The 19,195-nt window shown below is 70.8% G+C and carries 21 protein-coding genes, 1 tRNA gene and 2 pseudogenes; 10 read left to right on the forward strand and 14 right to left on the reverse strand.

The annotated features are described in order from the left end of the window. From ABZ904_RS45915 to ABZ904_RS45940, 6 genes and pseudogenes are all read right to left on the reverse strand, one after another. Positions 1 to 779, reverse strand: a pseudogene (locus ABZ904_RS45915) (transposase); the annotation flags it as partial. Further along, positions 776 to 1,072 (reverse strand): hypothetical protein, encoded by a 297-nt coding sequence (locus tag ABZ904_RS45920; RefSeq protein ID WP_361004266.1) that lies wholly within the window; start codon positions 1,070 to 1,072, stop codon positions 776 to 778. The pseudogene ABZ904_RS45915 and the gene ABZ904_RS45920, both read right to left, overlap by 4 nt. 285 nt (positions 1,073 to 1,357) lie before the next feature. Next, positions 1,358 to 1,984, reverse strand: coding sequence for an endonuclease (locus tag ABZ904_RS45925; protein ID WP_359397412.1), 627 nt, complete (start codon positions 1,982 to 1,984; stop codon positions 1,358 to 1,360). Between the two features lie 37 nt (positions 1,985 to 2,021). After that, a complete protein-coding gene (locus tag ABZ904_RS45930; RefSeq protein WP_361830083.1) occupies positions 2,022 to 2,360 on the reverse strand; it encodes a DUF3140 domain-containing protein in 339 nt (112 codons plus the stop codon). A 64-nt stretch (positions 2,361 to 2,424) separates the two neighbouring features. Then, complete coding sequence (locus ABZ904_RS45935; RefSeq protein ID WP_361004261.1) at positions 2,425 to 2,907, reverse strand: DNA starvation/stationary phase protection protein; 483 nt, start codon at positions 2,905 to 2,907, stop codon at positions 2,425 to 2,427. Continuing rightward, positions 2,904 to 3,164 (reverse strand): WhiB family transcriptional regulator, encoded by a 261-nt coding sequence (locus ABZ904_RS45940; protein WP_359397347.1) that lies wholly within the window; start codon positions 3,162 to 3,164, stop codon positions 2,904 to 2,906. The genes ABZ904_RS45935 and ABZ904_RS45940 overlap by 4 nt, the downstream gene beginning before the upstream one ends. A gap of 151 nt (positions 3,165 to 3,315) precedes the next feature. On the opposite strand from ABZ904_RS45940, the gene ABZ904_RS45945 reads away from it, so the two are divergent. The 3 genes from ABZ904_RS45945 (at position 3,316) to ABZ904_RS45955 (ending at position 6,942) form a co-directional block, all read left to right on the forward strand. Further along, a complete protein-coding gene (locus tag ABZ904_RS45945; RefSeq protein WP_359397345.1) occupies positions 3,316 to 4,503 on the forward strand; it encodes a thiolase family protein in 1,188 nt (395 codons plus the stop codon). Between the two features lie 74 nt (positions 4,504 to 4,577). Beyond that, on the forward strand, positions 4,578 to 6,092 hold the full coding sequence (locus ABZ904_RS45950) for a long-chain fatty acid--CoA ligase (protein ID WP_361830086.1): 1,515 nt from the start codon (positions 4,578 to 4,580) through the stop codon (positions 6,090 to 6,092). Between the two features lie 76 nt (positions 6,093 to 6,168). Next, positions 6,169 to 6,942 carry a sulfite exporter TauE/SafE family protein gene (locus ABZ904_RS45955; protein WP_359397341.1) on the forward strand — a complete coding sequence of 258 codons (774 nt, stop codon included), beginning with the start codon at positions 6,169 to 6,171 and terminating at the stop codon, positions 6,940 to 6,942. Here the strand turns inward: ABZ904_RS45955 and ABZ904_RS45960 are convergent. Continuing rightward, positions 6,924 to 7,781, reverse strand: coding sequence for an HAD-IIA family hydrolase (locus ABZ904_RS45960; RefSeq protein ID WP_361830088.1), 858 nt, complete (start codon positions 7,779 to 7,781; stop codon positions 6,924 to 6,926). The genes ABZ904_RS45955 and ABZ904_RS45960 overlap by 19 nt on opposite strands. Positions 7,782 to 7,901: 120 nt before the next feature. Here ABZ904_RS45960 and ABZ904_RS45965 point away from each other — a divergent pair, with 120 nt between their 5' ends. Beyond that, positions 7,902 to 8,645: a cobalt-precorrin-6A reductase gene (locus ABZ904_RS45965; RefSeq protein WP_361830090.1), complete on the forward strand. Its 744-nt coding sequence runs from the start codon at positions 7,902 to 7,904 to the stop codon at positions 8,643 to 8,645. Between the two features lie 62 nt (positions 8,646 to 8,707). On the opposite strand, the gene cobF is transcribed toward ABZ904_RS45965, so the two are convergent. After that, entirely contained in the window at positions 8,708 to 9,478 is a 771-nt protein-coding gene (gene cobF, locus ABZ904_RS45970) for a precorrin-6A synthase (deacetylating) (RefSeq protein WP_361830092.1), read from the reverse strand. A 57-nt stretch (positions 9,479 to 9,535) separates the two neighbouring features. Further along, positions 9,536 to 10,060, reverse strand: a complete 525-nt coding sequence (locus tag ABZ904_RS45975) for a DUF309 domain-containing protein (protein WP_361004244.1) — start codon at positions 10,058 to 10,060, stop codon at positions 9,536 to 9,538. Between the two features lie 97 nt (positions 10,061 to 10,157). On the opposite strand from ABZ904_RS45975, the gene ABZ904_RS45980 reads away from it, so the two are divergent. Further along, a tRNA-Pro gene (locus ABZ904_RS45980) sits at positions 10,158 to 10,231 on the forward strand. 84 nt (positions 10,232 to 10,315) lie between these two features. Here ABZ904_RS45980 and ABZ904_RS45985 read toward each other — a convergent pair. Then, positions 10,316 to 10,882: a cysteine hydrolase family protein gene (locus ABZ904_RS45985; RefSeq protein WP_359397325.1), complete on the reverse strand. Its 567-nt coding sequence runs from the start codon at positions 10,880 to 10,882 to the stop codon at positions 10,316 to 10,318. An 82-nt stretch (positions 10,883 to 10,964) separates the two neighbouring features. Then, positions 10,965 to 11,855, reverse strand: coding sequence for an LLM class F420-dependent oxidoreductase (locus ABZ904_RS45990; RefSeq protein WP_361830095.1), 891 nt, complete (start codon positions 11,853 to 11,855; stop codon positions 10,965 to 10,967). Positions 11,856 to 12,096: 241 nt separating this feature from the next. On the opposite strand from ABZ904_RS45990, the gene ABZ904_RS45995 reads away from it, so the two are divergent. After that, positions 12,097 to 13,254 (forward strand): hypothetical protein, encoded by a 1,158-nt coding sequence (locus tag ABZ904_RS45995; protein ID WP_361830097.1) that lies wholly within the window; start codon positions 12,097 to 12,099, stop codon positions 13,252 to 13,254. A gap of 128 nt (positions 13,255 to 13,382) precedes the next feature. Here the strand turns inward: ABZ904_RS45995 and ABZ904_RS46000 are convergent, their stop codons facing one another. Next, positions 13,383 to 13,811, reverse strand: coding sequence for an ATP-binding protein (locus ABZ904_RS46000; RefSeq protein ID WP_359397319.1), 429 nt, complete (start codon positions 13,809 to 13,811; stop codon positions 13,383 to 13,385). A 146-nt stretch (positions 13,812 to 13,957) separates the two neighbouring features. Here ABZ904_RS46000 and ABZ904_RS46005 point away from each other — a divergent pair, with 146 nt between their 5' ends. Together ABZ904_RS46005 and glpK are read left to right on the forward strand one after the other, a co-directional pair. Next, the gene (locus ABZ904_RS46005; RefSeq protein ID WP_361004233.1) at positions 13,958 to 14,725 is read left to right on the forward strand and encodes an IclR family transcriptional regulator; all 768 of its coding nucleotides are present in this window, start codon (positions 13,958 to 13,960) and stop codon (positions 14,723 to 14,725) included. Between the two features lie 41 nt (positions 14,726 to 14,766). Then, positions 14,767 to 16,281 carry a glycerol kinase GlpK gene (glpK, locus tag ABZ904_RS46010; RefSeq protein ID WP_361830100.1) on the forward strand — a complete coding sequence of 505 codons (1,515 nt, stop codon included), beginning with the start codon at positions 14,767 to 14,769 and terminating at the stop codon, positions 16,279 to 16,281. A 114-nt stretch (positions 16,282 to 16,395) separates the two neighbouring features. On the opposite strand, the gene ABZ904_RS46015 is transcribed toward glpK, so the two are convergent. Further along, positions 16,396 to 17,556: an aromatic acid exporter family protein gene (locus ABZ904_RS46015; RefSeq protein ID WP_361830102.1), complete on the reverse strand. Its 1,161-nt coding sequence runs from the start codon at positions 17,554 to 17,556 to the stop codon at positions 16,396 to 16,398. A 251-nt stretch (positions 17,557 to 17,807) separates the two neighbouring features. Here ABZ904_RS46015 and ABZ904_RS46020 point away from each other — a divergent pair, with 251 nt between their 5' ends. Both ABZ904_RS46020 and ABZ904_RS46025 read left to right on the forward strand, forming a co-directional pair. After that, positions 17,808 to 18,152, forward strand: coding sequence for a hypothetical protein (locus ABZ904_RS46020; RefSeq protein WP_359397311.1), 345 nt, complete (start codon positions 17,808 to 17,810; stop codon positions 18,150 to 18,152). A 224-nt stretch (positions 18,153 to 18,376) separates the two neighbouring features. Next, positions 18,377 to 18,715, forward strand: coding sequence for a hypothetical protein (locus tag ABZ904_RS46025; protein WP_361830104.1), 339 nt, complete (start codon positions 18,377 to 18,379; stop codon positions 18,713 to 18,715). A gap of 112 nt (positions 18,716 to 18,827) precedes the next feature. Here the strand turns inward: ABZ904_RS46025 and ABZ904_RS46030 are convergent. Then, positions 18,828 to 19,195: pseudogene (locus tag ABZ904_RS46030) on the reverse strand (IS200/IS605 family accessory protein TnpB-related protein); the annotation flags it as partial.

Consider the following 19,195-nt stretch of genomic DNA (forward strand, 5'->3'; position numbering starts at 1 on the left):
AGCACCGCCGATGCCGGGACTGTCGGCGGCAAAGCGATGGGGCAGGCCACCCACGTCCAGTCCCGGTATGCCTGCGGGTCGGGGCGGGTGGGCAGTTGAAGTCGTAGCAGCGCCTGCCTGGTGTCGGTTTCGGAGCGTTCGATCGTGGCCTGCTGTCCGTCGCACGCGGCGAGCAGCAGCAGGCGCGCCACCTTCGGGGCGCCTTCAAGTTCGAACACGTCCACGGGCAGACGGCCGTTGGCCTTGAGATACGTGACCACCTGCCGGGTGCGGGCCTTGATGATGCTGGACGGCAGATACTTTCCGCCAGGGACCGCTGCGCGTACGGCGTCCCACTCGCGGGGAGTGCGCTTGCCCGGATCGATGGGCCATGCCGCCAAGACCCCGGCAGTCAGGTCGGCGCGCCACTTCGCCGAGCGAAGCGCCCGCCCGGCCTGCTCCTGGACCATGCGCACGATCCGGTCGTTGACCTTCACACCCTCGGGCGGGGCGGAACTCCAGCCCAGACGGCGCAGCGCCATCCACGCGTTCGACGGCAGATTCCGACCGACCCCGTCCACGCCGGAGGCGAGTACCTTCACATCACGGCTGTTCCAACGCTCGGCGAGCACGACAGACACCATGCCCGCCACCAGGTCGCTGCACCAGCCGATGCGTTCGGCCAGCACGGCCTGGGTCAGGACTTCGCCCGTCTTCTCATCCACCCCTGTGCGCACAAGGGTGCGGGCGCACGCGGTACGGGAGGTCTCGGCCTTACCGATCGGCAGCTTTCGACTCACGCGGCGCGCCCTGCCTCGCACTGGCCCGACTCGGCCAGCAGACGATGCCGGTTCTCAGCCGACCGCATCCCGTACAGGCGGCCGGCGAACGTGGTGACCAGCGAAACGAAGTCCTCGCTGGTGGAGGTGGTCCGCAACTCCTTCTCCTGCGCCTGAAGCGAGGATTCCTGCCGGTGGGAGCCGGACACACGCACATGCAGACCCTCCAGGCGGACACGCTCGCCACCGGTGAAAACCTTCATCGCCTCCACATCGCTCGAGGAGAACCGGCGCTCACGCCCGACCCAAGTCACCGGGAATCCTCCCCGAGTCAGCCCAAAGCCGAAACGTCGCCGGGTGAACACCCAAACGTCTGGCGGCCTTTGAGAGTCGAAGAAGCTCCACACAATCACCGTACGATCACTGAGAAATTCTAAACAAATTGATGAGCCTCGCGATGCGCCATAGGGAAGGGCCGCCGTTCGCTGCGCGGCGGCCCTTCCGAAGGGGCACGTCAGTGGCTGCGGCGGAGCACGACGGCTCCGGTGAACGCAAGCGGGGCCAGGCCACGGGCCCGCCACGCGGATGACCGGCCGGCGCTATCCGGCGTGCCGCTGGACTTCCTGTGCCATCTCCTTGTCGAGTGCCGCGCGCACCAACGCGGCGGCCAGCACGGCCGGTTCGGTGTCCTCGGCGAGCGCCGCCAGCTTCTCCGGGTCCTTGGGCAGCCCGAGGCGCTCCGCTCCGGACAGGGCTTTGTCGTCCAGGTAGGGAGCCACCTCCGGCCAGACCCGTTGTACTTCGCGCAGGAAGATGTCCGCGCCGGCCGGACCGATCCCCGGTATCTCCTGCAGCAGCCGGCGCAGGGCGGAGACGTCGCCGTCGGCCTCCTCCCGCAGGTGCCGCAGATCGCCTGCCCAACGCTCCAGCAGCAGTTCCGCCCCGTCGCCCAGCTGGGTCGCCGTCCGCTCGTCGTAGCGCCGGTAGCCGCCTCGTCCCAGCGCGTCGACCCGCTCCTGCCAGTCGGCCCCGGCCATGCGCCGCGGATCCCGCAGGCCCGCCTCGTGCAGCGCCCGCACCGTGGCCAGTGCGATCGACCCACGGATGCGGGCACTCAGCAGCACGGCCATGAGCAGCAGCCGGTAGAGCGGCTGAGGGGCGTCCTTGAGCTGGATGCCCGCCTCTTCGGCGTAGGTGCGGCCGTGTTCCGAGATGAGTTCCCCCATGACGCGGGCCGCGCTGTCGCCCCGGTTCACGGCGGCCTCACCCCGACGGTTTGAGCGGGTCGTGGCCGATGGCCATCAGGCGATGACGGCGGTCGCCCTCCATGGCCTCCGGCTCGTCGTACCGGTCCTGCTCTGCGGTCACCGTGTCCACGACCTCGTACATCACCCTGACGTCGTCGTCGGTGAGATCCATGCGCCGCTTCTGCAGGATGGCCAGGACATGCTGCCCGGTGGGGTCTCCCGCCTGGTCGGGCAGCAGTTCCGTGTCCTCGCCGGCGTCCTGGACCCGCAGCCAGGCCGCGAGTTCCTGGGACGTCATGTTCACCACACTGTGGAACTCGTCCCACAGCGCGTCCAGTTCCAGGGCGTCGGTCATGGCGTACTCCTCTCGCCCCCCGGCGGTTCCGTCTGCTCTCCGCATGCCGCGGTCCTGGCGCGCCTCAGTCCTCGCGCGGCCAGTTCTCGGCCTCGAACATCCAGCGCTGCTTCTCCAGTTCGGCCGTGAGCCCGATCAGCAGGTCCTGAGTGACCGGATCCGCCTTCTCGGTGGCCTCGATCCGCTCGCGCAGCCGCCCGATCGCGGCTTCCAGCGACTCCACCATCAGCCCCACGACCTCGGTGTCCCGTAGCCAGCCCGCCTTCGTCACGGGCAGGCCGAAGGCGGAGGCGACGGTCTCCGGGCGGCCGTCCGGAGTGACCCCGAGCGCGGCCGCACGCTCGGCCACGGTGTCCGCATACGAGCGGGCCGTGTCGACCACCTCGTCGAGCTGGAGGTGGATCGACCGGAACCTCGGCCCGACGATGTTCCAGTGGGCCTGCTTCCCGACGAGGGAGAGCCCGAGCAGATCCACCAGGGTGTCCTGCAGCGCCTGGCCGGTGACGCGCCGGGCGGGCTCGGGCAGAGTGCTGTGCACCACGGTCATCGTGTGCTTCTCCTTGTCGTCGATCGGTGCTTCGTGGTCCGCAGCAGCCGGGCACGTTCCTTCTCGTCGGTGCCGCCCCACACGCCCGCCGTCTGCCCGGTGCGCAGCGCCCAGTCCAGGCACTCGGCCATCACCGGACAGCGGCGGCACACTCGCTTGGCGGCGGCGGTCTCCACCAGATACGGGCCCGTCGATCCGACGGGGAAGAACAACTCGGGGTCCTCACCCACGCACGCCGCGTGCCGCAACCACTCCATGGGCGCCCGGGTGCCCGGGACGGATGGGGCGAAACCCGGCTGCGGCAGCTCCTGCGCAGGATGGCCGGGATCTTCCCAGTGAGCGGTCGGCGGTCTATAGTCAAAAACTAGCAGCGCTAATTAACCGTCGAGGGCAACCGGGAGTTCCGTCGTGCGTACCGTCCACTTCGCGGCAGCCCGCCGCACCCCGATCGGCAAGCTGCGCGGCGCCCTGTCCTCCGTACGGCCCGACGACCTGGCCGCGACGGTGATCCGGGGCCTGGTCGCCGATGCGCCCGCACTCGACCCGGCCCGCGTCGACGACGTCTACTGGGGCGCCGCCAACCAGGCCGGCGAGGACAACCGCAACGTCGCCCGGATGGCCGTCCTCCTCGCCGGCCTGCCCGAGTCCGTGCCCGGTGCCACGGTCAACCGGCTGTGCGCCTCCGGCCTGGAAGCGGTCACCATGGCCGCCCGTACCATCGCCGCGGGCGAGGCCGACATCGTGATCGCGGGCGGCTCCGAGTCCATGAGCCGCGCGCCCTTCGTGCTGCCCCGGCCGGACGAGGCCCTCCCGAACCGCATCGAGACGGCCGACACCCGGCTCGGCTGGCGCCTGGTGAACCCGGCGATGAAGGACCTCCACGGACTGCTGTCCATGGGCGAGACCGCCGAGGAGGTCGCCGAGCGGTACGGCGTTCCCCGCGAACGCCAGGACGACTTCGCGCTGCGCAGCCACCGGCGGGCCGCCGACGCCCGCAAGAACGGCTTCTTCGACGCTGAACTGCTGCCCGTGACCAGGCCGGACGGTGTCGTCGTCACCGCCGACGAGTGCGTGCGCGAGGACACGTCGTACGAGAAGCTCGCCCGCCTCAAGCCCGTCTTCCGTCAGGGCGGCACCGTCACCGCGGGCAACGCCTCGCCCATGAACGACGGCGCGGCCGCACTTCTGCTCGTCAGCGAGGAGGCCCTGGACGAACTGGGCCTCGAGTCCCTCGGCCGGTACGTCGCCGGCGCCTCGGCCGGCGTCCACCCGGACATCATGGGCATCGGCCCGGTCCCCGCCACCGAGAAGGCTCTCGCTCGTGTCGGCTGGACGATCGGCGACATCCAGGAGGCCGAGTTCAACGAGGCGTTCGCGGCCCAGGCCCTCGCCTGCGTCGACCGCCTCGGCATCGACCCGGATCTCGTCAACCCGACCGGCGGCGCCATCGCCCTCGGCCACCCGCTCGGCTGTTCCGGCGCCCGTATCCTCACCACCCTCCTGCACCGCATGCGCCGCACGGGCACCGCCCGCGGGCTGGCCACGATGTGCGTGGGCGTGGGGCAGGGGAGCGCGGTGCTGGTCGAGAGGCACTGATTCATACCTCAACGGGGGCTCCCCGCAAGGCAATTCGACAAAGCAGCGCCGCAAGGAAACGGAGCACCACCTCCATGGCCACCCTGTCCCTCGCCACGATCCTCGCCGAGAACGCCCGGCGCCGCCCCGACCGGACCGCCCTTGTCGAGGGCACCCTGCGCCTGACCTTCGCCCAGGTGTGGCAGCGGGCCCGCGCGCAGGCCGGGGCGCTGGTCGCGCTCGGTGTCCGGCCGGGGGACCGGGTCGCCCTGATGGCGCCGAACACCGCCGACTTCCCGCATGCGTACTACGCGATCGCGGCTGCCGGAGGAGTCATCGTCCCGGTCCACCTGCTGCTGTCGGCGGAGGAGGTCCAGCACGTCCTGAAGGACAGCGGCGCCACGCTCCTGCTGTGCCACCCGGCGCAGGCGGAGACGGGAACGGCCGCCGCACAGGCCGTCGGAGTCCAGGTGGTCACCCTGGGCGCCGAGTTGGAGAAGCTGGCGGCGGACGCCGAACCGCTGCCGTCGTACGTCACCCGCGCCGCCGACGACCCCGCCGTCGTTTTCTACACCAGCGGCACCACCGGTGTGCCCAAGGGCGCCGTGCTCAGCCACTTCAACCTGGTGATGAACGCGACCGTCAACGCCTTCGACGCCAACGACATCCACGCCGACGACATCGCGCTGGGCGCGCTGCCGCTCTTCCACGCCTTCGGGCAGACCGTGTCGATGAACTCCACCTGGCGGGCCGGGGCCACGCTCGTCCTGCTGCCGCGCTTCGACGCGGCGCGGGCCATCGAGCTGATGGTCAAGGAGGGCGTCAACACCTTCCACGGCGTGCCGACCATGTTCGTGTCCCTGGCGGCCGCCGCGGCCGACGCCGACGTCCTGCCCGAGCTGCGCGTGTGCATCTCCGGCGGCGCCTCGCTGCCCGGCGCGGTGCTGGAACGCTTCGAGGAGGCGTACGGCGCGAGGATCTACGAGGGGTACGGGCTGTCGGAGACCTCGCCGACCGCGACCGTGAACCAGCCGTGGTTCGGCACCAAGCCGGGCACGATCGGCCATCCGCTGTGGGGCGTCGACGTGGAGATCGCCCGTGCGGAGGTCGAGGGCCGCATCGAACTCCTGCCGGCCGGTGAACTGGGCGAGGTCGTCATCCGCGGGCACAACGTCTTCTCCGGCTACCTCGGCCGCCCCGAGGCCACCGCGGAGGCGCTCGTCGACGGCTGGCTGCGCACCGGCGACCTCGGCGTCAAGGACGACGAGGGCTTCCTCAGGATCGTCGACCGCAAGAAGGACGTCATCATCCGCGGCGGCTACAACGTCTACCCGCGTGAGGTCGAGGAGGTGCTCCTGCGCTGCCCCGGCATCGCCCAGGTCGCCGTCATCGGCCTGCCGGACGAACTCCACGGGGAGGAGGTCTGCGCCGTCGTGGTCCCCGCGCCCGGCGCGGCACTCGACGCGGCCGCCGTCACCGAGTGGTCCAAGGAGCACCTGGGGCGGCACAAGTATCCGCGCCGTGTGGAGTTCACGGACGCGCTGCCCCTGGGACCGAGCATGAAGGTCCTCAAGCGGGAACTGCGGGCGCGGTACACGCAGACGCGCTAACCACGCGCGTGCAGGGGCCACCAGGCGAGACGGTCCTTACGTCCGGCACTTGTCCGGACATAGCATCGGTCCCCGCATGAATACGATCACGCTCTGGGACATATCCCTGTGGGGCTTCGCCGCGCTGGCCGCCGCAGCACTCCTCGTCGGCTTCTCCAAGACCGCCGTGAGCGGCGCCAACACGGTCAGCCTCGCCGTCTTCGCCGCAGTGCTGCCGGCCCGCGCCTCGACCGGCGTTCTGCTGCCCATCCTGATCGTCGGCGATGTGCTCGCCGTCCTCACCTACCGAAGACACGCCCACTGGCCGACCCTGTGGCGCCTGTTCCCGGCGGTCGCCGCGGGTGTCGTCCTCGGCACGCTCTTCCTGGTGTGGGCCGACGACGGCATCGTGCGGACGTCGATCGGCGCCATCCTGCTGCTGATGGCGGCGATCACGGTGTGGCGGCGCCGCAGTGCCCGACGGGACGAGGAACCCGACGAGGTGACCACAGGCGCCGGCCGGGTCAAGGCCCGTTCCTACGGCGTCCTCGGTGGCTTCACCACGATGGTGGCGAACGCGGGCGGCCCGGTCATGTCGATGTATCTCCTTTCTGCCGGATTCCGCAAACTCGGCTTCCTCGGCACCTCGGCCTTCTTCTTCCTGATCGTCAACGTCTCCAAGCTGCCCTTCAGCGCGGGACTGGGTCTGATCGACGGCCGCTCGCTGCTGCTGGACGCGGCCCTCGCCGTGTTCGTGGTGCCGGGTGCGCTCCTCGGCAAGTGGGCGGTGAACCGCATCGATCAGCGGCTGTTCGAGCAGCTGGTGATCGCGGCGACGGTGCTGGGCGCCGTTCAGCTGCTGCTGCGCTGAGCGCGGCCGCCGGACCGCCCAAGCAGCGCGGGAAGGTCGGCGAAGGAGTCGATGACGTGGTCGGGCTCGCCGCTCGCGGCCCGAAGCGTCTGCGGCAGATACTTGCCCGTCCTGACGAGGATCCCGGTGATCCCGGCGCGCTGGGCCGCGAGGACATCGTTCTCGACGTCGTCGCCGACCATCAGAGCCCGGTCGGCGCCGACCCCTACGTGCGCCAGTGCCGCCTCGAAGAACGCGGGCGACGGCTTGCCGGTCACCTCGGCCTCCGTCCCCGCGGCCTTCTCCAGGCCCAGCAGGAACGCGCCCGAGTCGAGCTGCAGACCACGCTCGGTGCGCCAGTACAGGTTGCGGTGCATCGCGACCAGCCGCGCACCCCGCTGCAGGTGGCCGAAGGCGCGGTTGAGCGCCGCGTAGTCGAACCCAGGACCCGCACCGCCGACGACCACCGCATCCGCGACCGCGTCCGGGCCCTCGACGTTCTCGTCGTCCTGGTTGTCCGCGTCGTCCTGGTCGTCCTCGACGAAGCGGACACCGGCGAGGTCCTCCCGGATGTCGCCGCTGTTGAGCAGCGAGCAGCGGGCCCCGGGGCAGTACTCGGCGAGATACGCGGCGGTGGCGGCGGGCGCGGTCAGGATGTCGTCGGCCGTCACGGGGAAGCCGGCGTCGGAAAGGGTCCCGGCGATCGACGCACGGGTGCGGGACGTGGTGTTGGTGAGCAGAGCGACGGCCAGCCCCGAGTCGCGGATGTGCCGCAGCGCCTCGACCGCGCCCGGCAGCGGCCGCCACGAGACGGTGAGGACGCCGTCGATGTCGATGAGGACGGCACGCACTGCATCCATGACAGGACGATAACGAGAGCACTGCCGGACCGCCGTACGCCGTGCGCGACACGGCACGGCCGGACCGCCTGCGGCGGGGACCCGCTGGAGGGGCTCCGGCCTGCCCGTAACCTCGGACCCATGTCCCCCCACGTGCTGATCCTCGGTGGTACCACCGAGGCGCGCGAACTCGCCGCCTCGCTCGCCGCCCGGCCCGGAGTCCGGGTCACCACGTCCCTGGCCGGCCGGGTGTCCCGGCCGAGCCCGCTCGACGGCGACGTACGGATCGGAGCCTTCGGCGGCGCGGACGGGCTGGCCGCCTGGCTCCGCGAACACCGAGTGGACGCGCTGGTCGACGCCACACACCCGTTCGCCGCCCGTATCACGGCGAACGCGGCTCGGGCCGCTGCGGCCACCGGTGTGCCCGCGGTGGTGCTGCGCCGGCCCGGCTGGAGCCCGGTCCCCGGCGAGCGCCGCCACGAGGTCGCCTCACTCGCGGACGCGGCGGCCCTGCTCACCACGCTCGGCCCGCGAGTGTTCCTCACCACCGGCCGGCTGGGTCTCGCGGCCTTCGCGCACCTGACGGACCTGCACTTCGTCGTACGGTCGGTGGAGCCGCCCGAGTCTCCCCTGCCGCCGCACACGGTCGTGCTGCCGGCCCGGGGGCCGTTCACGGTCGAGGACGAGACCGCGTTGCTGCGCGAGCACCGCATCGACGTGCTCGTGACGAAGGACAGCGGGGGAGCGGCGACGGCGGCCAAACTCACGGCCGCGCGGGACCTCGGGCTCCCCGTGGTGCTCGTCCGCCGTCCACCCCTGCCGGATGGCGTGATCGCGGTCCCCGACGTGCCAGGAGTTCTCGCCAGGCTGGGGTTCGGCCCATGAGGACGGACACGGGGTGACGGCCCGCGGATCCAGCACCCGGGTCTCGCGCGAGGGCGCGTCCGCTAGTCCCGCCGGTGCCTGCGCAGCAGATAGGTGTCCATGATCCAGCCCTTGCGCTCGCGGGCCTCAGCGCGCAGGCGCTCGATGCGGTCGGCCGCCTCCGCGAGGGGACCCGAGACGAGGATCTCGTCCGGGGTGCCGATATAGGCGCCCCAGTAGATGTCGATGTCCTGGTCCGCGTACTGCCGGAAGCCCTGGTGCGCGTCGAGCATCACGACCACGTCGTCGACGCCCTCCGGGAAGCCCTCCGCGAGGCGCCGTCCCGTGGTGATCTGGACGGGCCGGGCCACCCGGTTGAGCCCTGTGCGATGCCTCGCGACGAGCGCCGAGACGCTGCTGATGCCCGGTACGACGTCGTACGAGAACGTCACCGCACCCCGGTCCAGCACCTCCTGCAGAATGGCGAGCGTGCTGTCGTAGAGCGCGGGGTCGCCCCACACCAGAAACGCACCGCTCTCGTCCTCGCCGAGTTCCTCCATGATGAGCCGCTCGTAGATCCCGGCACGTGCCGACCGCCAGTCGCCGACGGCGGGGGAGTAGGCGGCGCCGCCCGCGGACCGGTCGCGCTCCGGGTCGCGCGCCTCGACCATGCGGTACGTCCCTTGCGGAACGTGTGCCTCGAGAATGTCCCGGCGCAGCTGGACCAGGTCCGACTTCATCTCGCCCTTGTCGAGGATGAAGAACACATCGGTGGCCTTGAGCGCCTTGACCGCCTGGAGAGTCAGCTGGTCGGGGTCGCCCGCTCCGATGCCGATGACATGAATCTTTCGCACGCCCCGAGTCTGCCGTACGCCCTCGGCAGCCCGCGCACGCCCCTGTCGCAGCCCGGTCTAGGACTGCTCGCCGCGCAGCCGCGGAGCCCATGCCCGGGCGTCGACCGGGGTCGCCTCCTGCTCCGCCGCCGTGGCCAACTCCTCTGCCCAGACGAGCAGTTCTGCGACCGCCAGGCCATACGGCCGGTCCTGTCCGGTCTCCGCCGCCCACGCGTGGACGGCCCCGGCGCCGCGCCGCAGCAGCCGGGCGCCGCCGGTCGTATTGCCGCGGGCCGCGTGGGTGAGGCCGACCGCCAGCTGGGCCAGCCCCCGCCACAACGCGCGCTCCTCGTCGGGACCCGACTTCCAGGCGTCCTCGAAGACCTCGTGCGCGTGGAACGGCTTCCCTTCGTCCAGCAGGGCCTGGGCCTCCGCGACGCTGTCGAGGGGGGCGCGTACGACTCCCTCCGGCTGGCGCGCCACACCCTGCGCGCCGTACGGCAGGGGCCGCCCGAGACCGTCCCGCGGCCGCGCGTTGCGGGCCCGGCCCTCCGTGTCCCGGTCACGTCCCCGGTCCGCCCGAACTCCTGATGCCTCGCTCATACCCCGATTGTCCCGCGCCTCCCGCTCTTCGCCGGGCAGTCCCTGTCGTGGGGTAAGGTGCTGTTGCGCGATCACGCGGATCACCGCGGGAACGCACCGGGACGTGGCGCAGCTTGGTAGCGCACTTGACTGGGGGTCAAGGGGTCGCAGGTTCAAATCCTGTCGTCCCGACGGTGCGGAGGGTCTTCGCAGGTGAGAGCCTGCGGGGGCCCTTTTTCGCGGATGGTGGCCCCCACAGCTCCCGCCGACGGTCGCTCAGCCCGCGCTGAGCGGCTCGAAGGTCACCTCGGCCGTGTCCACGGTCCCGCCGCGGCGCCCCGGTGCGCTCTGCCACGTCCAGTAGAGATTGGTGTGCGCGATCACCTGTTCCGGGGACGGCGCGCCGTACTCGGTGAGGTCCTCCGTCGTGTGCGCGTCGCCGACCAGTGTCGCGTCGTACCCGCGGACCAGGGCACCGTGGAGGGTGGAACGGATGCACATGTCGGTCTGGGCGCCCGTGACGACGACCCGGCCCACACCGTGCTCGGCGAGCACCGCCTCCAGCTCGGTGTCCTCGAACGAGTCGCCGTAGAGCTTGTGCACGAGGGGCTCCTCGTCGTGGCGGACCAGTTCGGGCACGTACTGCCAGCTCTCGCTGTCCCGCTTGAGCTGGTCGTCGGAGTGCTGCACCCAGACCACCGGCACGTCCTGCGCGCGCGCCTTGTCGAGCAGGGAGTTGATGTTCGCGATCATGGTGTCGCGGTTGTGGGTGCCTGCCACCACCCCGTTCTGGACGTCGATGACGAGCAGGGCGGTGTGCGGCCGGTCGGGGAGGGTCGTCATGGGAACTCCGTTGTGGTCGCGGATTCTGTGCGCACCCCACAGTAGGCCGCACCACTGACAACGCGGCGGGTTCGTGCGGTCGTCAGCGCAGTAGCTCCGCAAGGCGCCGCCAGGCGGCCCGGGGGAGCGAGTCAGGCGGTCCGTCCTCGACCACCTGAAGGGCCACGTGGTCCGCGCCCGCCCGGTGGAAGGCCCCGACATGTTCCCGGATCCGGTCGTCGTCCCCCCAGGCGAACAGCGCGTCGACCAGGCGGTCGCTGCCGCCGTTGTCGAAGTCGTCCTCGCTGAAGCCGAACTGGAGAAGGGACTTCGTGTAGTTCGGCAGGCCCAGGTAGAAGTCGAGGACACCGCGGGCCGTCGTCCTCGCGCGGTCGGGATCCGTGTCCAGGACCACCTTCGTCTCCGGCGCGAGAAGCGGCGTGGCGCCGAGGATCTCACGGGCCGTGGCGGTGTGTTCGGGCGGCATCAGGTACGGGTGGGAGCCGGCGGCGCGGTCGCGGGAGAGCTCCAGCATCTTCGGACCGAGCGCGGCCAGGACGCGGCGCCCGGCGGGCACACCGGCGGTGTCGAGTGCGTCCAGGTACTCGACCATGGCCTTGTAGGGGCGGCGGTACTGGTCCGTCAGTTTGGGGTGGCTGACGCCGAGTCCGAGCAGGAAGCGCCCGGGCCGGGTCCGCTCCAGCTCCTGGAAGCGCGCCGCGGTCTCGGCCGCCTCGTACTGCCAGATGCTCTGGATACCGGTCGCCACGACGAGGCGTGAGGTCGCCTCGATCAGTGGGACGGCGTGCTGGATGCCGCTGCTGCCGCCCAGCCAGACGGCGCCGAAGCCTAGTTCCTCGAGTTCCGCGGCGGCTTCGGTCAGTTCGCCGTGCCGTGCCGGGTCCTCCGAACGCAGGCCCATGCTCCAGATGCCGTACCGCCCGACGGTCTCCTTCAGGGAGTTGCCGCCGTCCGCGTTCGTGACCTCGCCCATCGCTTGCGTTCCCTCCGTACCCGGTGCCGCACGCTGCTCGTGAACCACTCGGTCACAGCAGAGCCCAACGGGTACCCGAAGCGCGGTATTCCACGCCGGACATGCCTCCGTTGAGGCGGGTGCATCGCCGCACCGGACCCTCGCGGCCGGCCGGTGGAAGGGACGCAAAGCCGTCGCAACGAACTCATATAGGCTGCTCGCTCGGGTTCCCCACAGTCCGCGAGTGTCCGGGAGAGTTTCAGTGACCGTAGCGATCGACCCGTCCGGGGCGGCGGGTTCGCCCGACGACGAGAAGCCCGCGCAGGACACGCCGCCTGCCGCCGGGGTGGCCTCCGGCGACGACGGCTTCTGGGTCGAACCGGGAGCGGACGGAGAAGCCGGGGCGCCTGCCCCGGCGGAGTCCGAGGTGGCCGAGACCGTGGTGCGCGACGCCCGTGAGTTCGGCGTGTACGCGCGGACCGGCGGCTGGGCGTTCGCCCTGAAGGTCGCGCGCAGCGTCCGGCCCGGCGGGCAGCCTGCGGGGCAGAGCCCGAAGATCTCCGCCAAGCGCTTCGCCGAGCTGGCCGGGTGCTCGGCGGAGCGGGTCATGCGCTACTACAAGGCCTGGGACAAGGCGGCCGACGACGGCCTGGTCCCCCACTTCGAGATCCTGGTCCCGGGCCAGGAGATCGAGCTGCCGGACTCCGACGTGTGGCACGACTACTACACCTCCCGCTCCGGCGCCGCCTCCGAGCGCGGCACCGCCATCGCGGCGGCGGCCGAGGCCGAGGGCATCCGGCCGACCAAGGCCCTGGAGGTCGCCGAGAACCCCACCGCGCTGCGTGCGGCGATCCTCGCCGACCCGGCGACGGCCGGCACGGCGCGCGCCGCGCTCCTCGACCGGCTGAAGGAAGACCCCGTCCTGCAGACCGAGCTGGCCCGGGACATCGCCCGTACGGACGAGCTGAAGAAGGCGGTGGCCACCGAGAGCCGGGCCGCCGACCGTATCGGCTACGTACGGCAGATCGCCGAGAAGGGCCAGGTCAGGACCCCGGCCGGACAGACGATCGACGCACCTCCCGAGCTCCGTGCGGAGGCCGAGCGCCATCTGTCCCTCATCGACGAGCTGGACGACGGCGAAGAGGCCGGGACGTGGGCCACCGAGGCGTACGACTCGGTCAGGGAACTCGTCGTGCAGGCCGTCGAGGCCGACCCCGAGCTGCGGCTGAAGGAACGCCGTACGAAGTTCTACAGCGGCCTGCAACGGGCGACGAAGGTCTTCGAGGAGCTCACCCTGGACGACGTGGACGACCTGGACGACCTCTACGAGGACGACATGCTCCAGCGCCTCGAGGAGCTCCAGACGGCCATCGGCACCTGCATCGCGACCCTCCGTAAGGCGGTCCCGGCGCAACCGTGACCGTACGGCGCCCTGGGCAAGCCGCGACGCCGACCGTTCGGCGTCCGGAGCCTGACGGCTCCGGACGGTGTTCATCCGGCTGGGCCGGCGGCGGTGCGCAGGCCTGCGTCACCCTTTGCATGGTGCTGTCACCCCACGAGCACCTCCGCCCACCGGCTGGTGCTTCCGGAGTGCACCGCCACACCGCACCGCACCGACAGCGCGGTGACGATGCACAGGCCCCGGCCGTGCTCGTCGGGATCGATCGTCGAAACCGGCGGTCCGGCGGAGGCCGCGGGCCCCATGTCGGTGACTTCGACCCGGATGGCCCTGTGCCCGTCCACCAGGACCCTGGACAGCCGCAACGTGGCGGGTGGCAGGGCGTGGACGACCGCATTGGTGAGCAGCTCCTGGATCACCAGGAGCGCGTCTTCCGCCGCGCCCGCGGACAGGTTCCAGTGGGTGAGGATCGCGTCCGCACGGTGGCGCACGGCCGAGACGGCCTTGGAGGCATGCGGGAGCGGAAGGACGTACTCCACTCCCTCGCCAGGCGCTGCATTGAGCTGCGCTACTGTCATGTGCCCTCCTCTTCCGGGCCGCGAAGCCGGTCGGATGCCGGGCGTTATGGCACGCTAAAGAGGGAAACGGGCCGGGTCAATGAACATGGGTCGGCATTACCGAATGCCGTCCTGAAGCGGAGCCCGATCCGCATTATGATCGCTTCATGGCCGGCCCGGTCCAGTCCATAGAGAGGGCGGCGGCGATCCTTCGTCTGCTCGCCGGCGGTCCGCGTCGGCTGGGCCTCGGCGAGGTGGCGTCGTCCCTGGGTCTGGCCAAGGGCACGGCGCACGGCATTCTGCGCACCCTGCAGCACGTGGACTTCGTGGAGCAGGACGCGACGACGGGGAAATACCAGCTGGGAGCCGCACTGCTGCATCTGGGCACCAGCTATCTGGACGTCAACGAGCTGCGGTCGCGCTCCATCAACTGGGCCGACGCCCTGGCCGCCCGGAGCGGGGAGGCCGTACGGCTGGGGACGCCGCTCGAAGGCCGGGTGCTCGTGGTGCACCACGTCTTCCGGCCGGACGACACCCTTCAGACCCTGGACGTGGGCACGCTGCTGCCGCTACACGCCTCCTCGCTGGGCAAGGTCCTGCTCGCCTTCGGGGCCGAGCCCGTCGAGCCGCTGCTGGAGGCCGGACTGGAGGCCTACACCCGGCACACCGTTGTCCTCCCGGAGGAGCTCAACCGGGCGCTCGCGGAGATCCGGGAGCTGGGCTGGGCCGCCGAGGTGCAGGAAATGACCATGGGTGAGGCCGGAGTCGCCGCGCCGATCCGCGGGCACGGCGGTCTCGTGGTGGGCGCGCTCGGCGTGTCCGGCCCGGTCGAGCGGATCTGCGACAGCCAAGGCCGGCCGCAACCGCCCCTGATCACCTTGCTGCGGGAGGCAGCGCGGGCGATCTCCAGAGACCTGGGCGCGGCTCGCTGGTAGGTCCCGGCGCCGCCGCGACGCATCGGAAGGCAGACCCGATCATGGTTGAACGGTATGTGATGTCCATCGACCAGGGGACCACCTCCACGCGATGCATCCTGTTCGACCATCGCGGCCGACTTGTGTCGGTGGTCCAGCGAGAGCATCAGCAGTACTTCCCCCGGCCCGGCTGGGTCGAGCACGATGCCCTGGAGATCTGGCGCAATCTGGAGCGCATCGTGCCGGAGACGGTGTCCAACGTCGGCATTGACGTCGGGCAGATCGCCGCCATCGGCATCGCCAACCAGCGCGAGACGGCCGTGCTCTGGGACCGGCGGACCGGCGTCCCGCTCGGCAAGGCCGTCGTCTGGCAGGACATCCGCACGGCCCAGCTCATCGAGGAGCTGAGACACGAGCCGGGGGACGACTTCTTCCTCGAACGCTGCTGCCTTCCGCCTTCGACCTACTTCTCCGCGCCCCGCATCCGCTGGCTGTTCGACCACATGGAAGGGCTGGAGCAGCGTGCCCAGGACGGGGAGGTGCTGTTCGGCACCGTGGAGAGCTGGCTGATCTGGAACCTGACGGGCGGTCCGGAAGGGGGTCTGCACATCACCGACGCCACCAACGCGAGCCGCACCATGCTCATGAACATCCGCACCCTGGAGTGGGACGAGGAGCTGATGGAGTTCTTCGGGATCCCGCGTGCGATGCTCCCGGAGATCCGGCCCTCGATGGAGACCTACGGCGAGGCCCGTTCGGTGCTTCCGGGCGTCGGCATCACCGCGGCCCTCGGCGATCAGCAGGCCGCACTGTTCGGACAGACCTGCTTCTCGCCCGGCGAGGCGAAGTGCACCTACGGGACCGGCAGCTTCCTGGTGATGAACACCGGCACCGATCTCGTACGGTCCCGGCACGGGCTGCTCACCACCGTCGCGTACAAGATCGCGAACCAGCCCACCGTGTACGCCCTGGAAGGCCCGATCGCCGTCACCGGCGCACTGGTCCAGTGGTTCCGTGACCGCCTCGGCCTGATCAGCAGCGCACCCGAGATCGAGACCCTGGCGCGCACCGTGGAGGACAACGGCGGCTGCTACGTCGTGCCCGCGTTCTCCGGTCTGTTCGCACCCCACTGGCGCAGCGACGCACGCGGCGTCATCGTCGGGCTCACCTCGTACATCACCAAGGGCCACCTCGCCCGGGCCGTTCTCGAGGCCACCGGCTGGCAGACACGCGAGGTCGTCGACGCCATGAACGCCGACTCCACGCTCGCGCTGAAGGAGCTCAAGGTGGACGGGGGCATGACGTCCGACAACCTGCTCATGCAGTTCCTCGCCGATGTGCTCGACGTCCCCGTGGTGCGGCCCCTGGTCGCCGAGACGGTCTCGCTCGGCGCGGGCTACGCCGCCGGCCTCGCGGCCGGGTACTGGCCCGACCTCGAGGTCCTGCGCGGCAACTGGCACCGGGCCGCGCAGTGGATACCGGACATGGACCCCGAGCGGCGGGAGTGGGAGTACGAATCCTGGAAGCGGGCCGTCGAGCGGTCCCTGGGGTGGGTCAGGCCTTCGAAGCAATCATGATGTCCGGCGCGTCCAGGACGACGGCGTGCGTCACCCGAGGCGGGCCGGGCGCTGGAGCCGCTTGCCGGGCGCTGGACTTCGATGCCGCCCGCCCTGTTGCCCGGAGCGGGCGGTTCAGCGCGGGTCCGCCCGGTCCAGGTCGGCCAGCAGCCTCTCCACGTCGGTCATCAGTGACCCGTAGACGTGCCATGCGCCCGGCTTGGTCAGGGTGCCCCGGCCGATCAGATCGGTCATGGTGTCGTGCCAGGCCAGCGCCCCGTCGATCGCTCCTCGCAGCCGCTCCCTGGGAGCCGTCTCGGGTGACCCCGGCGCCGCGGCCGGTGCGACGAACCCCTGGACGGCCTTTCCCGCCAGTTGCAGGGTCTCGGCGTACCGGTCGAGGAACTGGTGCCCCAGGTGGTGGCCGGCGTGGTGGTCGTGCGCGTTGTCGGCCAGAGTGCGTGCGATGCCGCGCACCTGGAGCGACACTCCGCGCAAGGCGCTGAAGGCCTCGCTGTGGGTCGCATCCCGGCGCCGGGACTGGGCGGCGCAGCGTGTGTTCCAGCGCAGGCTCTCGTCGGCCTGCCGCACCCGTTCCTCCGCGTGGCTGAGGCGCTTGTCCAGGCTGCGCGCCCGGTGCAGCCACGTGTGGGCCTTGGTGGTGAGCTGTCGCCGGGCCAGGCCGGTTCCCATGTCGTGCAGCAGTGCCCCCATCGCGTGCGCGAGGTCGCGGACCGCGGAATCGGACTCGTCCAGGTACAGCGGGGGCAGGACGAGCGCGTTCACGGCGAGGCCGACGGCGGCGCCGGCGAGTGTCTGGAGCGCCGGCGAAAGCAGACTGCCCACGGGATCGGTCGCCGTGGCGGCCAGCGCGATCACCGCGGTGGAGGCGATCTGCAGCCGGTCGTCGGAGGTGCGGCGGGGGCCCACCAGTACGGCGATGACGACGATGACGGCGACAGCGGCCGCGGTGGCTCCGAGCAGCCGAGCGGTCGCAAGGGCGAGGACCAGCCCGGTGACCCTGGCGACCACACTCTGGACCGCCTTCGTCACGGATTGGTACACGGTGGAGGCGTTGACCAGGAGCAGCGCGGTGGCGACGGCCAGGTAAGGGCGGCCGCCCGGGGCCCAGGGTGCGACGACGCCCCAGGCGAGCAGCGCGGCGATCAGGGTCTTGAGGCCGTGCACCACTTGGCCGGGCCGCCTCCCGCGAAGCCGGTCCCCGAGGCGCTGGACCGCGCTCGTCGGCACCGTGGCGGTGGGCCGCACACCCCGACGAATGGTTGAAACTTGCACGACATCGATAGTGACGTCTTTTGCCGCGTTGATGACGTGACGTCCGTCACGACCTGGATGGGTGGAAGTGTTGGGACATGGCCCTCGGTCGCCATTTCAGCGGTTGCTCCCGATTGTCATGTGATGCGCTTCACGGCGTTAGTTCATTGTTCAACTAAAGCTGAGCTCGTAATTTGGCTGATGCCGGAACAGAACGGCAAACACCACCGTTCGCACTCACCGAACGATGGGCTGTGCAAGGAGGAAAGACCATGAACAAGCTGGTGCGGCGTCTCACGACCGCGGGCGTCTCGGTTGTCGTCGGGAGCGCTCTCTTCGCCACCGGCGGCTCCGCGTTCGCAGCCACCCCTCAGACAGCCGGGCACACCCCCGCCCGCGTCACTGTCGTCGAGCACCCGAAGGTCGCCACCGTCGACGCCCAACGCCCCACAGACCCCTGGATCGCGGACCAGCTGGCGATGGTCGACCCCTGGGTCGTGGACCAGCTGGAGCACTTCGTCCCCTCGGGCAGCGACGGTCACCAGTACGGCGTGAACGACTGGCACCGCAGCATCGACACCTACGTGGCCCACGTGGCCGACGGCCACCGCTCCTGATCCACTGATCGACCACTCCATCCGTGCCGACGCGGCGGCCGGTTGCCACGAGCAGACCTCCTGACACCGGCTCACCACGCAGGCGCTCCCGGCGAGTTGATGCGGCCCTTCCGGCCCCTACGCGATGTGAGCGGCGGGTTGAGGCCGGACCATGGATGTGCATCCGCCCTCGGGGGCAGGTGCAGACGCCGCCGGAAACGCAACAGGAGCACGCGGTCGTGGACATGAGGCCGGAAGTGGTCGTCGCGCCGGTCGCCGACGTCGACAGGGCCAAGAGCTTCTACGAGGGCCTGGGATGGCGGCTGGACGCCGACTTCGCCCTCAGTGAGGACCTCCGTGTGGTCCAGCTGACCCCGCTGGGTTCCCCCTGCTCGATCATCCCCGGCACCGGTGTCGGCGCGGCAGCGCCAGGCTCTGTCCAGGGCCTGGACCTCGTCGTGACGGACATCGAACGGACCCGAGCCGAGCTCACCAGGCAGCTCTGCCGGAGGGCGTGTGCTCGGACTGAGCCGTCCGCCGCTGCTCCCCGCCTCGGCCCCGCGCTGGCGGCACTCCGGACGTGAACCGTTCCTAGTCAGCCGCTTGACCTGCACCGACGCGCATCAGCTCAGGTCATTTTCAAGAGAGCCGCTTGACCTGCACCGACGCGCATCAGCTCAGGTCATTTTCAAGAGAGCGGCAGCGGTCTGTGTCGTAGTGGATGCGGTAGGCCACGGACCGGTTCGTGGTGATGCGGTCGGCCCACTCCTCGCGCCGGTGGTGGAAGACCACAGCGCCGGTGAGCGTGTACCGGCCGTGCGGGGCGTTGGCCAGGTGGACGAGCGGCGCAGGCAGCTTCAGTGACACCTCGCCCTCGGGCGTGACGCGGATGGTCTCATTGCCGAACCGCTTGCCCGATTCCCCGTCCGCCTGCAGGAACCAGCGCGACGCTTCCCACCGTTGCCGCCACTGGGCCTGCGTGAGCTGGGCGGCCTTGAGGTGGTGCCGATTGCGCGCGAGCCGCTTCCCGCCGCGCACCACCCGGACCCGGCCCACAGCGCGGT

It is taken from the genome of Streptomyces sp. NPDC046900, assembly GCF_040644975.1.
In the GTDB taxonomy this organism is placed as follows: Bacteria; Actinomycetota; Actinomycetes; order Streptomycetales; family Streptomycetaceae; genus Streptomyces.

Excerpts from the sequence above, each read along its gene's own strand:
- ABZ904_RS45940 (WP_359397347.1), bottom strand. The coding sequence starts at position 3,164 with ATGGAGTGGTTGCGGCACGCGGCGTGCGTGGGTGAGGACCCCGAGTTG.
- ABZ904_RS46020 (WP_359397311.1), top strand. The coding sequence starts at position 17,808 with ATGAACAAGCTGGTGCGGCGTCTCACGACCGCGGGCGTCTCGGTTGTC.
- ABZ904_RS45930 (WP_361830083.1), bottom strand. The coding sequence starts at position 2,360 with ATGACCGACGCCCTGGAACTGGACGCGCTGTGGGACGAGTTCCACAGT.
- ABZ904_RS46025 (WP_361830104.1), top strand. The coding sequence starts at position 18,377 with ATGAGGCCGGAAGTGGTCGTCGCGCCGGTCGCCGACGTCGACAGGGCC.
- glpK (WP_361830100.1), top strand. The coding sequence starts at position 14,767 with ATGGTTGAACGGTATGTGATGTCCATCGACCAGGGGACCACCTCCACG.
- ABZ904_RS45965 (WP_361830090.1), top strand. The coding sequence starts at position 7,902 with ATGTCCCCCCACGTGCTGATCCTCGGTGGTACCACCGAGGCGCGCGAA.
- ABZ904_RS46005 (WP_361004233.1), top strand. The coding sequence starts at position 13,958 with ATGGCCGGCCCGGTCCAGTCCATAGAGAGGGCGGCGGCGATCCTTCGT.
- ABZ904_RS45955 (WP_359397341.1), top strand. The coding sequence starts at position 6,169 with ATGAATACGATCACGCTCTGGGACATATCCCTGTGGGGCTTCGCCGCG.
- ABZ904_RS45925 (WP_359397412.1), bottom strand. The coding sequence starts at position 1,984 with ATGGGGGAACTCATCTCGGAACACGGCCGCACCTACGCCGAAGAGGCG.
- ABZ904_RS45950 (WP_361830086.1), top strand. The coding sequence starts at position 4,578 with ATGGCCACCCTGTCCCTCGCCACGATCCTCGCCGAGAACGCCCGGCGC.
- ABZ904_RS45960 (WP_361830088.1), bottom strand. The coding sequence starts at position 7,781 with ATGGATGCAGTGCGTGCCGTCCTCATCGACATCGACGGCGTCCTCACC.
- ABZ904_RS45935 (WP_361004261.1), bottom strand. The coding sequence starts at position 2,907 with ATGACCGTGGTGCACAGCACTCTGCCCGAGCCCGCCCGGCGCGTCACC.
- ABZ904_RS45975 (WP_361004244.1), bottom strand. The coding sequence starts at position 10,060 with ATGAGCGAGGCATCAGGAGTTCGGGCGGACCGGGGACGTGACCGGGAC.
- ABZ904_RS45990 (WP_361830095.1), bottom strand. The coding sequence starts at position 11,855 with ATGGGCGAGGTCACGAACGCGGACGGCGGCAACTCCCTGAAGGAGACC.
- ABZ904_RS45985 (WP_359397325.1), bottom strand. The coding sequence starts at position 10,882 with ATGACGACCCTCCCCGACCGGCCGCACACCGCCCTGCTCGTCATCGAC.
- ABZ904_RS46000 (WP_359397319.1), bottom strand. The coding sequence starts at position 13,811 with ATGACAGTAGCGCAGCTCAATGCAGCGCCTGGCGAGGGAGTGGAGTAC.